At 46.4% G+C, this 14,723-nt stretch carries 11 protein-coding genes; 5 read left to right on the top strand and 6 right to left on the bottom strand.

Annotated elements, in window-relative coordinates; all coding sequences use genetic code 11:
- Positions 1 to 14 precede the first annotated feature (14 nt).
- The gene (locus HP548_RS13695; RefSeq protein ID WP_175381983.1) at positions 15 to 602 is read left to right on the top strand and encodes a hypothetical protein; all 588 of its coding nucleotides are present in this window, start codon (positions 15 to 17) and stop codon (positions 600 to 602) included.
- A gap of 153 nt (positions 603 to 755) precedes the next feature.
- Here the strand turns inward: HP548_RS13695 and HP548_RS13690 are convergent, their stop codons facing one another.
- The 3 genes from HP548_RS13690 to HP548_RS13680 form a co-directional block, all read right to left on the bottom strand.
- Complete coding sequence (locus tag HP548_RS13690; RefSeq protein WP_246318062.1) at positions 756 to 2,573, bottom strand: AbfB domain-containing protein; 1,818 nt, start codon at positions 2,571 to 2,573, stop codon at positions 756 to 758.
- Between the two features lie 288 nt (positions 2,574 to 2,861).
- Positions 2,862 to 4,307: a DEAD/DEAH box helicase gene (locus tag HP548_RS13685; protein ID WP_175381981.1), complete on the bottom strand. Its 1,446-nt coding sequence runs from the start codon at positions 4,305 to 4,307 to the stop codon at positions 2,862 to 2,864.
- A 291-nt stretch (positions 4,308 to 4,598) separates the two neighbouring features.
- Entirely contained in the window at positions 4,599 to 4,955 is a 357-nt protein-coding gene (locus HP548_RS13680; RefSeq protein ID WP_175381980.1) for a hypothetical protein, read from the bottom strand.
- Positions 4,956 to 5,386: 431 nt separating this feature from the next.
- Here HP548_RS13680 and HP548_RS13675 point away from each other — a divergent pair, with 431 nt between their 5' ends.
- Positions 5,387 to 6,325, top strand: coding sequence for a macrolide 2'-phosphotransferase (locus tag HP548_RS13675; protein ID WP_175381979.1), 939 nt, complete (start codon positions 5,387 to 5,389; stop codon positions 6,323 to 6,325).
- Positions 6,326 to 6,361: 36 nt separating this feature from the next.
- Positions 6,362 to 7,054, top strand: coding sequence for a hypothetical protein (locus HP548_RS13670; RefSeq protein WP_175381978.1), 693 nt, complete (start codon positions 6,362 to 6,364; stop codon positions 7,052 to 7,054).
- 79 nt (positions 7,055 to 7,133) lie between these two features.
- On the opposite strand, the gene HP548_RS13665 is transcribed toward HP548_RS13670, so the two are convergent.
- Positions 7,134 to 9,419 (bottom strand): 5'-nucleotidase C-terminal domain-containing protein, encoded by a 2,286-nt coding sequence (locus tag HP548_RS13665; protein ID WP_175381977.1) that lies wholly within the window; start codon positions 9,417 to 9,419, stop codon positions 7,134 to 7,136.
- 243 nt (positions 9,420 to 9,662) lie between these two features.
- Positions 9,663 to 10,853: an MFS transporter gene (locus HP548_RS13660; protein ID WP_175381976.1), complete on the bottom strand. Its 1,191-nt coding sequence runs from the start codon at positions 10,851 to 10,853 to the stop codon at positions 9,663 to 9,665.
- Positions 10,854 to 11,172: 319 nt separating this feature from the next.
- On the opposite strand from HP548_RS13660, the gene HP548_RS13655 reads away from it, so the two are divergent.
- Positions 11,173 to 12,135, top strand: coding sequence for an endo-1,4-beta-xylanase (locus tag HP548_RS13655; RefSeq protein ID WP_175381975.1), 963 nt, complete (start codon positions 11,173 to 11,175; stop codon positions 12,133 to 12,135).
- Between the two features lie 118 nt (positions 12,136 to 12,253).
- On the opposite strand, the gene HP548_RS13650 is transcribed toward HP548_RS13655, so the two are convergent.
- Positions 12,254 to 13,591: a glycoside hydrolase family 30 protein gene (locus HP548_RS13650; RefSeq protein ID WP_175381974.1), complete on the bottom strand. Its 1,338-nt coding sequence runs from the start codon at positions 13,589 to 13,591 to the stop codon at positions 12,254 to 12,256.
- A 119-nt stretch (positions 13,592 to 13,710) separates the two neighbouring features.
- Here HP548_RS13650 and HP548_RS13645 point away from each other — a divergent pair, with 119 nt between their 5' ends.
- Positions 13,711 to 14,625 carry an AraC family transcriptional regulator gene (locus HP548_RS13645; RefSeq protein ID WP_175381973.1) on the top strand — a complete coding sequence of 305 codons (915 nt, stop codon included), beginning with the start codon at positions 13,711 to 13,713 and terminating at the stop codon, positions 14,623 to 14,625.
- The last annotated feature ends 98 nt before the right edge of the window (positions 14,626 to 14,723 follow it).

Genomic DNA, 14,723 nt, shown 5'->3' with positions numbered 1-14,723 from the left:
GATGGAGGATGATTTTGCGTAAATTAAATTATATCATCGGAACAGTTACTCTGATGTCTGTCGTAATGATGGGGTGTAACGAGTCCCCAAAACCCGAAAGTATTCAAGAGCCAGCTCCATCTTCAACGAGTCAGTTGAGTATATTGACGAACCAAAAGGCATCTGCCCAGGAAGAGCAGCAGGCTCTTGAAATGAGCTTGGAATATAAAAAGGCGGAGTTTGCAGTGGATAACACGAAGGGTGAAGAATTATTAACCGTAGAAAAGGTGCTAGCCAAAAAAGAGATCTTGAAGCCCTTCCTGACTGAACGGAATCTTGAAAGAAACAGTATGGGTTTGCCTTTTCAGGTGGCAGACAAAGAAGATGCGTCACTGCATGCTGAAGATATAAAGGCAAAGATGAAAGAAAGTAAAAATGATTGGATGCTCGTGGAGTACACGCTAAATTTGGTATTCACGAATTATGATGGAGTAGAAACGAAGACCATTCCGTTAGAAGGGGAGATTACCTTTTTACAAGAACAAGGAGAATGGCGTATTCAGGACGACACATACAATATGAAGGCATTCTTGGATATCGTCAATAAGTCTTCCAGCCAATGATGGACTGGTGTAGTCAAATGGGTTCAGCGCTTCCTCGTACACACCAATCACAAATTTTATATAGCAAACGAGGCCACGTCTCCAGTTAAGATTCCTGAAGAAGCAGCCTCTCTCCCGAGATGTGGATGTGCATTCTCATCTCCAATTTCTAAACTAAAAATCAGCTCGCCCAAACGTGGCATCACTCTTCACCGTTGCACTACTGGAGGCATTGATGGCATCCAGCTGCAATACATAGTCGTAATGCCGGATGTAGTATCCGGGCTGGCTGTACGACTGGAGGGATACTTTGGAGCTGTCAGCCCAGCCGGCGCTGCTCAGGAAAGTGGCATCTCCTTTGTAGGTGGCGGTATCCGTGTACGCTTCAAGTAAGATTTTGTTGCTGGCATTGCGCTTCAGGAAGTAGCCAGGGAAGTTGATGGACTCCAGGGAGATGCCTGTAGAGCTTGCCAAGCCGGTTACAACGCGGAACTGGGAATCCAGTACAGGTGAGACGTTGGCGTCGATCCGTGCAGTGAAGTTGGAATGACGGATGTACCGATCCGGATAATTGAAGGAGCTGAAACGGCTGTAATTCGTCGCATCAGGTGTTGCTGGGCCTAGCATTTTGACCTCGTGAAGGGTTGGGGTGTACCAGTTACCCGGATTGTTCCACAGGACAGCGTTGACCATATTGATACGTACATACCGGGCGGTAAAATGAACAGCGTCGGTCGTAAACCCATAGGTGGTATTGCTGGTTCGATCCAGCGAAGAGTAGTTGACGCCATCGTTGCTGATCTCAATTTTGTACTTATAATAGCCTTCCGATCCTTTATACATAAACCAGGAGATATCGATCTCTGTGATAGTCTTCGGTGCACCGAAATCGACCTGCCACCAGGCTGGCCAAGTATTGGACGACGCTGTCCAAGAAGTCTGATAGTTGCCGTCATTAACATTGGATGCAGTTGAGCCAGAGGCTGTGGAGATGGCGGTAGCTGTTTTGCCTTGGGCATGATTAACAAGAGAAGGTGGCGTTACCGTGCCTGTTACAGCATCGATATTCCACTCTTTGTACCATTCCAGTGAGGCGGTTCCGTTTGAATCATTCAAGGTTAAAGGAAGCCAAATATGTTTATGTTCACCAAGATTGAGTGGATTCCAGCGGTCGCCCATATAAATATACGATGTGGTGTTGCTGCCTGTAATCGTGGCAATATCATGGATCTGGGAGCCGAAGGCCGATGGATTGCCATAAGGTGTAAGAGCGGACCATGTGCCTGTCATAGACGATGCGGTTGCATACGCGCCCTGATTCGGATACCAGCCAGCAGCCTGGGAGGTGAAGAGGTAATATCGATTGCCCTTTTTCACAACGGCAGGAGCTTCGCGATAGGCGTTCTCGAATTGCCAACCCACAAAGGATTCCACACCGGTATAGCTGGCATTCATTTTGAAAATAGCCATGGTATCATTGGCCCCGCCATTCTTGCGGGATGCTGTGATCAGATAACCTGTACCGTCTGTATCTACAAAAACAGTCATGTCGCGTGACTCGTAATCCAAAGGCCGAAAACTTCCCTCATACGTGAATTTACCGTTTGGTGTGCTACTCGTTGCTACCGCGACCCGTCCCAGATTGTAATCTGTACCGTTCTCGTAATGTGCCCATAGCACATACTGCTTTGTGGCGGCGTTGTAGATGACTTTGGGACGTTCGATTTTGCTGGAGGCCAGCTCGGTGGCTGAATCCTTGGTCAGAATGGCATTGCTGAACGTCCAATTCTTCAGATCGGTTGAAGTATAGACATTAACGCTGTCAAACTTGCCACCGACCGCATGCTCGCCGTACCAATAATACGTGCTACCGACTTTCAGAATGTTTCCGCTATTGGCCTGAATGGGGTTGCCTGCGGTATCCAGCCAATCGGAACCGTTAGTGATGGTCACGCTTGCCGCACTGGTCCGTTCGGGATGAATGCCAAACATGGTTAGCGTGAGCGCGAAGACCAGAAACCAGACTGCTTTCCTATTGCCCATTACACACACCTCCTAATATCGGTCCTTTGTGAAGCGTTTACATATTTAGTGTAATTAAAATGGAATCTTGTACAAGTGAACAATGTGTACCCTGATGAACAAATGGAACTTTATCCCGAATATAGCGGCGATAGCGAGTAATTTACCTCATTCAATATATAAAAAAAGGGATTGTAGACTTATAAAATAAGCCACTATCCCTTTTTGAATAACACTCTATTTAAAAAGATTCAAAATCTATTTATGACCTTTGCGAACCTTGAGCTGCATCTTTTTGATCGTTGTATTCTGCATAACCTCAAGCACGAGTGGGCCTTTGCCGTTCAGAATTTCCACATCGGTTACATTATCCAGAATGGTAATAATCCCGATGTCGTCTGCAGTGACGCCTTCAATCTTGGCGATGGTGCCCACGAAGTCTACCGCACGGAGTTTCTTTTTCTTGCCTCCGTTGAAGTTCAGCTTCATGATCTGTTGGTTCAACTGTTCACGCTTGTCCTTTTTGCGTTCAGGCACGATCTTCAAACGCTTCTCGAACTCTTCCCGACGACGGTCAACAGCTTCCTCGGAAGGAGCTTTAACGACAGGGATCTCAAATCCGATATAAGATTCGATCTCGGCCAGACGTCTGCCATCCTTCGGGGTAACCAAGGTAAAGGCTTTGCCTGTTTTACCAGCGCGACCTGTACGACCTGTACGGTGTACGTATCCCTCTTTTTCCAAAGGAATATCGTAGTTGATGACATGGGTAATATTCGTGATATCAATTCCGCGTGCGGCTACATCCGTTGCAATCAGATAACGGAATTGTCCTCTTCTGAATGCATTCATCACTTCGATGCGCTCATCTTGTTCCATGCCTCCGTGGATGCGATCCGCTGGATAATCGAGGTCAGCCATGACACGGAACAGTTTATCCACGTTCTCCTGCGTACGACAGAACACGATACAGCTATCTGGATTTTCAACAATAAACAGGTCTTGAAGCAGCGCCGTTTTGTTCACCTCTGGCACGTGAATCACGGCATGTTCAATCGTTGCTGTGGTAAGACCACTTGCCTTGATCTCAATCTCCACCGGATTGTTCATGTATTTGCGAGACAGCTTGGCTACATCTTCAGGGAACGTAGCGGAAAATAACATCGTCACTCGCTCGCTAGGCAGTGCTTGAATAATGGATTGCACCGTCTCGATGAAGCCCATGTTCAGCATCTCATCGGCCTCGTCAATGACAAGGTATGAGATCCGATCCAGCGGCAGGGTGCCACGTTCGATATGGTCCAGTACCCGTCCCGGTGTGCCTACAGCGACATGCGTTCTTTGTTTTAACTCGGCTTTTTGAACATGAAAAGGAGACTGACCGTATAGTGCGGTTGCTTTAATACGCTTAAAGCGTCCGATATTGGTAATATCTTCGTTCACTTGCAAAGCCAACTCGCGGGTTGGCGTGAGAATCAAAGCCTGCGGTTTATTTTCGTTCCAATCTACCAGCTCACAGACTGGAATACCGTAGGCGGCTGTTTTCCCGCTGCCTGTTTGGGATTTGACTACAAGATCTTTATTTTCAAGGGCAACTGGAATAACTTTGGTTTGAACCTCCGTTGGGGTTTCATAGCCCAGGCTATCCAGCGCTTTTACGATTTCTTCGCCAAGTCCATAATCTTTAAATTGTTGCTTACTCATCGTTAACCTCTTTTACGTTAGTTTTGAATACAGGGGCGTTTGGAATCGCATTTTGCGATATGCTTACATATAAGCATTGCACCGTACATTTATCGTATACCTCTTCATTATACTCTATATATAGATGCGCTAACGGAGTAATTGCTATAATCATCTAGTTTAATGCTGCCAAACTTCATTTTCCGAGAAAAACTGTGAGCAGCACCTATGGGAAGTGGCTTACCTCCGAAGGGGGAAGGTGTATCAAAGCGTTCCACGTGAAACGAAATGTATCGAATGTTATGCTTTCTATTAATGGATGACCATCTTCAAAGCCTTAGTCTGCGGAGGATAAGATTTGGCGATAACCCCACCTGTCCATACATCTGCACTTCGACCAACCAGTGTATCATCCAAAGGTGCTGCGACAATCTCTCCTTCAATGATAAGTTCGGCATTTGTATGAAGAGAAATCAAGATGGGGCCTGATTTATTACCGTTATCTTCTTCATTATCGATGAGGACCTGTCCCTTTTCTTCATAAAAATCCGTGATCACCCCGCTAACAGAAGCTTTCCCCTCCTCCTTTTCTGCTGATTCTTCTGAACATCCTAGCGTTAACAGAAGTAAAATGAGCGGCATTAGGGATAATTTTCGCACAATGGACATTCGTTGCTCACCTCATTCTTTGTAATGTATCTATACGTATGACGGTTTTTGAGCTACCAAGGTTCCTACACATCGCTTAAAAAATAACAGAAAAACTGCTATTTAAGCTGGAACTAGAAAATGGAATATGTTAACATATGGTTAACTTACGGAACGGAGGGATATGTGTGGTAAATTTTTTCCGATTGAGATAGTATGGCGAAACGTTTGTTTGCGCTTGCTGTATTTCTGCCTGTGTGCAGCTCATCGGGATCGGTTTGCCTATTTACACGTATGCCGCTAGTCATTAAAGAAACGCTCTTTAAGAGTGGTTCTTTAGTGTACTACTATTTTTTTGGCGAGCATTCAGGTACACCCAATATCCGAAATGAACTGCACAGGCATGGATGTCTGTGTTTTTTATTTTATTGAGGAAAAGGGGAGAGCCTGAAATGACAAAATTGAACGTGAATGAGCAGTTGGAATTTCAAAAGGAACTAACATCTTTAGCTGCACAGAATGGGCTTCATATTGCTGAGGAATCCATGAAAATTAACGAGTCCGGTATGGACTTTCGGGTAGCGTTTGCCACCGATGAACAGGGACAACAGTGGATACTGCGCCAGCCACGGCGCGAGGATGTATGGGAAAGAGCCGAAAATGAGCGCAAGGTGCTGGAGGTTGTTAAAAGCCGTCTGCCGGTAGAGGTACCAGAGTGGCGGATTTGTACACCGGAACTGATCGCTTATCCTTTACTTGATGGAGAACCGATTGCGGTCGTTGATCCGGCAGGGGGAGGATACGCATGGCGATTTTCACAGGATAGCTTATCCGACGATTTCTTCGATTCGCTCGCTACTTCACTAGTGGCATTGCATAACATTGATCCTGATGAGGCGATAAAGGGCGGAGTGCGCAGCAAGACGCCTACAGAAGCTCGTGAAGCTTTTGCAGCCAATATTGAAGAGATTAAACAAAGCTTTGAGGTGCCAGAACAACTGTCCAAGCGGTGGGAAGCTTGGCTGACAACGGACAGCTATTGGCCTGAACACTCAACGTTCAATCACGGTGATCTGCATCCGCCGCACATTATCGTCGACGATGCCCAGCGGGTTACCGGGCTGATTGATTGGACGGAGGCAGAGATTGCCGACCCGGGTAAGGATTTTGTCATCTATTATGCGCTCTTCGAAGAGGAAGGCTTACGGAATTTGCTTAATCGCTATGAGAAGGCAGGGGGAAGGACATGGCCGCGGATGCTGGAGCATATTCGGGAGCAGTGGGCGGCATACCCGGCAATCGTTGCGCAGTTTGCATTAATCACTGGGGAAGAATCCAATATGGAAATGGCGAGAGGCATGCTTGCGAGCTGGGACGTTAAGCGGGATTAATATAAGGTTGAGGAAACGCTGGGAGGAGAAGGGTGCGTGACACAACTTCGTGTAGTGTGTTGGTTGTTTGCAATCACGTTAACATTCGGTCTATTGGGTTGCTCGGCCTCTTTTTCTAACTCGGATGCTGAATCAGATTTTTTAGATGTTCTCTCCCAAAAACGGTTACAGGAGCTGAGGGAGGAGTACCCATTCTCACCACAGTCTCTCGTGACTCCATGGATGAAAAAAGTGACCTTTAGAGAGATCATGGACTTCGCAGATGCAGTTGTTGTGGCAGAGGTTGTGAGCGTTCTTCCGGATTTCAGCATGGTGATAACCACTGAACCAGATACACCCGAACGCACAATGACAGAAAAGCAGGAGACTACGGGAATGACTCCCTACGAAGCTGAGTTCGTCTCTTACAAAGTAAAGGTGCACGAAGTGATTACAGGAGGAGATGTAGCCAAGGAAACATTTCTGTTCTATAACGCAGCGTTTGCGGCGTTCGATCCAAAACTTATGCCTGGTCAGAGAATAGTTACAGCAATCAAAAAGGGAGTAGAGTCCGAGCAACGTGGAGGTTATTACTCCTCTCGTTATGGCACGTACTATATCGTCGATGGGGATTATGTCCTTTCTGCCTACGAAGGGTTCTCCAATGAGGCGCTTGAATTCACCAAACAAACGAATGGAATCAAGCTGGATCAGTTTGTGAAAAAGGTTCGAAGCTTGGCGCAGGAGTAGGTGGACACGTAACGTATGGCTCTAATATCCAAAAAAGAAAAGACCTCTTCCACATGCATTGTGGAGGAGGTCTTTCAATCTATTTCAGCATACTTACATATTTTCCGTAGACATAAGCTACGCGTCCATCCAGTTTCACTTTGACCCAACCATACTTATCTGTACTGATTACTTCAAGGACGGTGCCTTTCGGTACGGCAGTAACTACTTTGGCTTTGGATGAAGCGCTAGAGCGCATGTTCAGGTAGGCTGCAGTAACCTTGGCTTGTTTACCTTTTACGACTGTACCCGGTTTACCTGTACTTGGTGATGTAGATGGTTTGCCGGGTTTCGATGTGTCTGGTTTCGGTACCGTTGGTGTTGTCGGCTTCTCAGGTGTATTAGTCTCTTCCTCAGCACTGCCAGTGGACGCCTTGCGAGCTTTATTCAGCTCTTGATAGAACTCACCTTTGGTTTTTACGCCAGAGAATTTCGCGATACTTACGTTCGCTTTGGCGGCAAGTGCAGTCATTTCTTCTTCAGTCACCGCATCCAAAATGTTAATGGACGCAATATTGGTATACTTGCCATCTTCCGTTGTCGGAACAGACATGATGCCATCATTAATCAGCTCTACGATATCTGCACGTGCAGGTGCTGTCAGATCAACACCCGTGATTTTCCAGTTGTGCTGGATTTTCGGTTCATAAACGCCTTTCATCACGTCTTTGAGATAAGCAATGGACAGATTACGGATCGTACCTTGAATCTCGCCAAATGCCGAAGCATCCTTGGAGGACCACAATTGCTTGAACTTACGTCCTTCCAGTGCCCCACCTTTGGCAATCAGGGCTTCCATCCGGTAGGCATTCATGCCGAGCTTGAGTGTATCTTCTTCTTTAATCACTTTGCCATTGCTGTATTTGAGGTTCGTAATCCGACTGCCGTAAGGCTTGGTCAGGTCAATTTCATACGTCACCCCGCCAAAGAAATCGTCGGTGCTGTATTTGGAAGCACGTCGTTTCGGATCAAAACTGATCGTCACATCACCAGGGCGTGTGGAGTTAAAATAACCCGCAGACCATTCCATGTAATCCTTCAGATCACGTCCGGTCACTTCATATACCGTTACTTCACCAAAGGTAAATTGGTAGTTGAACGCAATATCCTTTTTCTTGATCGGTCCGACATCCAGCTTGGCCTTATCGTTATCGATCTGGTGAGCGACAACATCGGCATCGCTATAATGCAGCATGACTTCAGTGAAGAAGTCAGAGAGTGGTGTCTCCTGAATCTGCACAGCAGGAATGCCCTTGATCTCATCTGCTGGTACCAGATTGGTTCCTTTTAGCTCGGCTACTTCAATGTTGGCATCGGCACGAGCGAACTCGTGGAACGGATGCAGTGTATCTTCCAGTCCGGGATCGGACACTTCATAAGAGCCATCAGCTGCTTTTACAGCGAGTGCTTGTGCTTCCTTGCTTTTCAGTACAACCTTGTCGCCTTCTTTGGCAAACGTGAGGTCAATCCGTGAAATGTGTGAACCATATTTGTTCGGCTCGGAGATCAATACGCCGTTAACCGTTTGGGATTCAATCAGCGTATGCATGTGTCCGGCAAAAATAGCAGCCAGCTCCGGGTTGGCATTGGCAATATCCGTAACCCCGGTGCCCGGGTTCCCGTTCTCGTTATCGAGCCCCATATGCATAAGTCCAACCATGACGTCCACTTTGCCTTTCAGCTCAGCGATGGCCTTCTTGGTCTCCTCTACCGGGTCTTTGACAATGATGCCGTCCAGGTGATCCGTACCTTTTTCGAACTCGGTAATCATAGGTGTGTTCATTCCGATGACGCCAACCTTGATACCGTCCTTCTCAATAATCGTATAAGCAGGCATGTAGCGGTCGCCGTTTTCTTTGAAAATGTTACCTACCAAGGGTTGTCCCTTGAACTGTGAGGAAATCTTCTCTAATACGTCCAATCCAAAGTTAAATTCATGATTCCCCATGACCCATGCGTCATATTTCATTTCGTTCATTGCGACCATCATGGGAGATTGAGGTTGATCGTTGAACAGTTCAGCAGAATTGTCCTGAATCATATCGCCTGCATCCAACAGAATCGTATTTGGATTCTCAGCACGTACTTTTTTCACGATCGTATACAACTGCGTCATGCTGCCGGTTGGATTTGGACCGTCCAGGGCATAGTCCCACGGCATAAATCGGCCATGAATGTCCGATGTTCCCAACAATGTAATCTTGGTTTCCTTGTCTGCTTCAGCAGCCTGAGCCGGAGTGGAGGCAAAAGGTGCGAAGAGGATGGAGGCACATAAGAGGAATGATAAGGGCCATCCGGCGTAACGTTTTGGTGAAAATTTGCGCATGTTGTAATCTCCCTTGTTATCTAGTGTTATGTAAAGATATGTATCATTGGAGTTAATACTAGATAAACATTTGGTAAATGTAAACCACAAAATGACAAATAAAAGAGACTACTCTGGATCATCCGATAGGAATTCACTGGAAATGATTAGAGTAGTCTCTACACGTCTCTTTATATGTTTAAACTTCTTCCTCAACAACACCCAAATCATATTTGATTGTAGATGACGCTGGGCACTTAACTTTTAAACCGTCTCTATTGAACTACGACTACGAGAGGTGAAAAATTTTATTTTGACAACGATGGATACCAAAGCAAGCAGACCAAAGATTATTCCGCTCCAGATGACCTGATGAATTCCAAGTTGGGCAATGAACCAGCCACCAATGGAGGTTCCGAGGGTAATCCCCAGATTAGAGAAAGAGACAAAGAGGCTATTTCCGAATTCAGGTGCTTCCTGAGACTCCGTCGTAAGCCAAGTTTGGCTGACAATCAGACCGCCAGAGTGAATCGCACCCCAGACGAACACCATGATAATCATCGGAATGAAATAGGAACCTGCATAGAAAACGAGTAAATAAGCCGCCATGTATAGCACCGGGAAGAGGAGAACAGTTCTCGGAATATTCCGATGCAGAAGCTGTCCGAATACCAAATTTCCGGCAATCATAATAACACCAAAGGCCAAGAGCATCACACTAATCCATGAACCGCCCATTTGGGTGACTTGCCCTAGGTATTCGGCGAAATAACTGTATACGGAGAACATCGCTGCAAAAATAAAAATGACAGTAGCAATATTTAGCCACAGTGCAGGTTTACGCAAAATGCCGATCTGTTTGCCATAAGACATCTTCTCTTGCACAGGCATTGAGGGCAGCCAAATCCATATACCGATGAAAGCAATGAGACTGACAACCGCTCCGAACCAGAACGCAACCTCCAACGAGAAGCGTTCTGCAAGGTAGGAAGTTAAGGGCACGCCAAATGCAAAGCCGGCAGTGATCCCGGTAAACACTTTGGCAACGGCCTGACTGCTTTTTTCCGGTGGGACCAGCTTGGCACCCGTGACGAGAGCAACGGAGAAGAAGATCGGATGGAAAATGGCCGGGATAATCCGAAAGATTAGCATCATGTCGAACCGGGTTGTGTAGGCATATACTACGTTGGAAATGGCAAACAACAGCACGGCAGTTAACAAAATGGTTTTACGATTGATACCAGATACAAGCAAAGTCAGAAAAGGGCCAGAAACGGCAACGACGAGAGCGAAAATACTTACCAGCCACCCAGCTTGTGCAGCGGTGATGTTGAATTTCTGTGTGATCAACGGAAGCACTCCGATAATGCCTACTTCTGTAGTGATGATGGCGAACACACCCAGCGCCAGAATGAGGATGAGTAACGGATTAACCTGTTGTGATTTCGATTTCATGTAAAGTGTAGACCTCCAAATTAATTTATATATATAGAAAAATAGATATAATGGACTAAAAAAAGCCTCCTTACCTATAGAAAAATATACGGCCGATATAATAAGTTCTCAGAATTACATTATATCTATATTTATAGATTTGTAAATATAATAAAATGTAACTCATTTTAGATAAGTCACCATTTTAGTGCCCCAACATCTATACTTTCTGAGGGACAAGCTATACTTTCTACGTGGACGATTACATATTTATCCAGTAAAATGGGATTTGTAAGCGCTTACTAATAAATCGAATACTAAAATTCAAAGGAGGAAGATCATGTTCAAGTCCAAATGGTTTAAGACTGTCGGTTCACTGGCTTTGGTAGGTGTGCTCGCTACCTCAGTAGCCGTTGGCAGTGTGAGTGCAGGTTTGGCCAAAGGAAGCAAGTTTTTGGGCAATATCATTGCAAGCAGTGTTCCCTCCAATTTCAGTCCCTATTGGAACCAGGTAACCCCGGAGAATTCAACGAAATGGGGCGCAGTCGAAGCCACGCGTAACAATATGAACTGGTCTCAGGCGGATATCGCCTACAATTATGCCAACAACAATGGATTTCCGTTCAAGTTTCACACGCTTGTCTGGGGAAGTCAGGAGCCAGGTTGGATTAGTGGACTCTCCGCTGCAGATCAGAAGGCTGAAGTAATCCAGTGGATCAAGGCAGCAGGCCAGAGATATTCCAAATCAGCGTTTGTCGATGTAGTCAATGAACCATTACATGCCAAACCTTCCTATCGTAACGCCATTGGTGGTGATGGAGCGACAGGGTGGGACTGGGTTATTTGGTCTTTTGAGCAAGCAAGACAAGCTTTCCCGAATGCCAAGCTCCTGCTGAACGAATATGGGATTATTGGCGATCCGAATGCAGCTGATCAATACGTTCAGATCATCAATATTTTGAAGAACAGAGGCCTGATTGACGGCATCGGCATCCAGTGCCATTACTTTAATATGGATAACGTCTCTACCAGCACAATGAACACTGTATTGAACAAACTTGCGGCAACCGGATTGCCGATCTATGTATCCGAACTGGATATAACCGGCGATGATAACACACAGCTGCAGCGCTACCAGCAGAAATTCCCTGTCCTCTGGCAGCATTCGGCCGTTAAAGGTGTGACGTTGTGGGGCTTCAATCAAGGTCAGACTTGGGTGAGCGGTTCCCATTTGGTGAATACGAATGGTACAGAACGTCCAGCGCTGCAATGGCTGAGAAATTATCTTGCGAACAATCCTTAAGCTAGGCAGGCAGAACCATTTACAGAATCATTTCTTTCCATAGCTTACACAAAAATATAGCGTCATGTGCCCACATCAAGTAGGGCGACATGACGCTATTTCGTGGTTTGAATGGGTATTAGGATTGAGGAATGATAATACTGTTGAAGGAATCCGCCTCCAGCTCGAACCGGAGTGTCTGTCCTTCATACGCCAAATGCAGGTCCCGGCTGTCCTTGAACGGATTGTTGATGACAATGACGAGACTATTGTCCGGGTTGCGGAAAGCCACGGCTTTGCCACTCCAGGCTCCAGACAGTCCGACTCTTCGTGCACCAGGCACGACATCATGAGCAAAATGCTTCATCACATAATACTCGGGATTCCGAATGATTCCTTTGGCATCCGGGTCTACCGTAATCATAGAGTTTTGCTCCCACCCCCATGTGCTGCGGCCTTTTGGCTCCAGAACCATGTTCCAGTAAATATACGCATTCACTCCATTACTGAAATAGTGCTGGTACAGATTAAATACATACTTGGCGTAGTTCCACGAGTTGTTACCGTCACCGCACTCATTCTCGGTCTGCATGTAACGAAGCTCCGGGTAGCTCGCGGCTGTACGTTGGATGGCATTTTTGCCTGCCCACTGATAACCGACTCCCTTGATATAGGCGTAGGCTTTGGGATCACTAAGCACCAGTCCGGCATATTCGTCAAAATCATTTGTTTTCTTTTTGATCAATTCTTCCCATGGATCAGGTGCGTTGATCGTTCCCAGCCAAATTTCCGTATCCAGACCGTGCTGATCAAAAGCAGGGCCCAGGTAATCGGCGATAAACTCACGCAGCTGCTCACCTGTCCACATGCAGGAAGGGAATTTCTGATCCGCGATGACTTCGTTTTGTACATGGACCTGATGGATGGTAATGCCAGCGTCCTTGTACGCCTGTACGAATTTGACGAAATACAGCGCATAAGCTTCCAGAATATCCTTCTCCCAGCGCAGCGTTCCATAGTTATAGGCTTTTGGTGACTTCATCCAGGTAGGTGGGCTCCACGGTGAGGCGAAGAATTGCAGATTCGAATTATAGGTCAGGGCCTCTTTGATGTATGGAATCAGATATTTGAAATCGCGTTCGATCGAAAAATGTTCCATGGCCACATCGCCGTCCACCTCATTGTGACTGTACCATTGCTCTGCATAATCACTCGCGCCAATGGGCAGGCGACAGATGTTGAATTTATGTTCTCCTTCCGGGTGGAAGAGGGAATGAAATACGTCATGACGCTGCTCCTCATTCAAGTGGGACAGGGCAATATAACCAAGCTCATTAAAGCAACCGCCAAATCCTTCTACAAGCTGATGCTGTTCACCTGTGAGCTTTAAGTTAGCGTTTTCATTTGTAGTTGTATAAGAAATCTCTTTCCACGCATGATCTGGTGTAGTGGAATAACCATGTAATGTCAGGGACATTGGAATTTCCTCCTCGCTTGAATCTCAGGTATGATGTACAGTCAGTATATCAAGTCCCTTTGCAAAAGAAGATACGCTGAACCGCGTAAAATTTGCCCTAATCCAAGGTGGTGAAATGCATGATCATTCCTGAATCATACCGTTCTTATCTATCTCCGGAGAGCCGATGGCTACCTGCGACGGACTGGAACGTCAAGCTGTTTGGTGCTCATATGCAGAAGGTGAAACAGGGCTGGCAAGTGCCGCTGGAATCGCATTTGGCCTTTGAATTGATATTGATTCTGGAAGGGTCGCAGACGACGATACTGGAGAATATTCGTTATGATCTCCACGCAGGAGATATATTGCTCATCCCGCCTGGGTGCAAACATACCAATGAATGTAATCAGGAGCAAGGGCTTACCTACTTTATTGCCCATTTCAATGTTGATGAGATTCTGTTTCGCCAGGAGATGAGTAGACATGTGCAGATGTTGTTTCCATGTGGCGGCGAGGATAATCAGCGATTAACGGAAGTCATGATGAAATGGGTGGATCTGCTTCAGCACAAAGAAGAATATACAACATCAGATTTGTTCCGTATGCAGGCTGGTTTGTTGGAGATTTTGGCGATATTGGCAGAGCAAAGCTCCTCCCGTTCCCAAGAAGGCGTATCGCCTACTGTGGCGCACTATGCAACACTGATTGCCGAGGCAATCAAAAGCCGTTTCAATGCCGGGAACATCCAGCGGGAAGGGCTGGGGGATAAGGAAATTCGGATTGAAGAGATTGCGGCCTCGCTTCAAATCAGCCCTGGATATGCACTGGAGACATTTCAGAAAGTATACGGCATCTCTCCGCGCAGATATTTGTCCGAACTGAAGCTTCACGAAGCCAAGCAGCTGATACACCAGCCTGATCTTAATCTCACTCGGGTTGCCACCATGCTTGGGTATTCCAGTCTTGCGCACTTCAGTCGGCAGTTCAGAAGATGGACTGGCATGAGTCCCAGTGAATACAGGCAGACCCTGGGCAGCATCCGTTTTTTTGATTAAATAATCGCTATTCCGCCAATCGTATTACTGCCAGCTCGTATCTTGTATACTGCTCACCAAAAATCCCCGCTGATGTTCAGACGGGGACTTCGCTGTGC

The sequence above is a fragment of the Paenibacillus taichungensis genome, assembly GCF_013359905.1.
In the GTDB taxonomy this organism is placed as follows: domain Bacteria; phylum Bacillota; class Bacilli; order Paenibacillales; family Paenibacillaceae; genus Paenibacillus; species Paenibacillus taichungensis.
This window is presented reverse-complemented; position numbering and strand designations above follow the sequence as displayed.

Coding starts and splice junctions, on each gene's coding strand:
- HP548_RS13655 (WP_175381975.1), top strand. CDS start 11,173: ATGTTCAAGTCCAAATGGTTTAAGACTGTCGGTTCACTGGCTTTGGTA.
- HP548_RS13645 (WP_175381973.1), top strand. CDS start 13,711: ATGATCATTCCTGAATCATACCGTTCTTATCTATCTCCGGAGAGCCGA.
- HP548_RS13680 (WP_175381980.1), bottom strand. CDS start 4,955: ATGTCCATTGTGCGAAAATTATCCCTAATGCCGCTCATTTTACTTCTG.
- HP548_RS13650 (WP_175381974.1), bottom strand. CDS start 13,591: ATGTCCCTGACATTACATGGTTATTCCACTACACCAGATCATGCGTGG.
- HP548_RS13685 (WP_175381981.1), bottom strand. CDS start 4,307: ATGAGTAAGCAACAATTTAAAGATTATGGACTTGGCGAAGAAATCGTA.
- HP548_RS13690 (WP_246318062.1), bottom strand. CDS start 2,573: ATGTTTGGCATTCATCCCGAACGGACCAGTGCGGCAAGCGTGACCATC.
- HP548_RS13660 (WP_175381976.1), bottom strand. CDS start 10,853: ATGAAATCGAAATCACAACAGGTTAATCCGTTACTCATCCTCATTCTG.
- HP548_RS13665 (WP_175381977.1), bottom strand. CDS start 9,419: ATGCGCAAATTTTCACCAAAACGTTACGCCGGATGGCCCTTATCATTC.
- HP548_RS13675 (WP_175381979.1), top strand. CDS start 5,387: ATGACAAAATTGAACGTGAATGAGCAGTTGGAATTTCAAAAGGAACTA.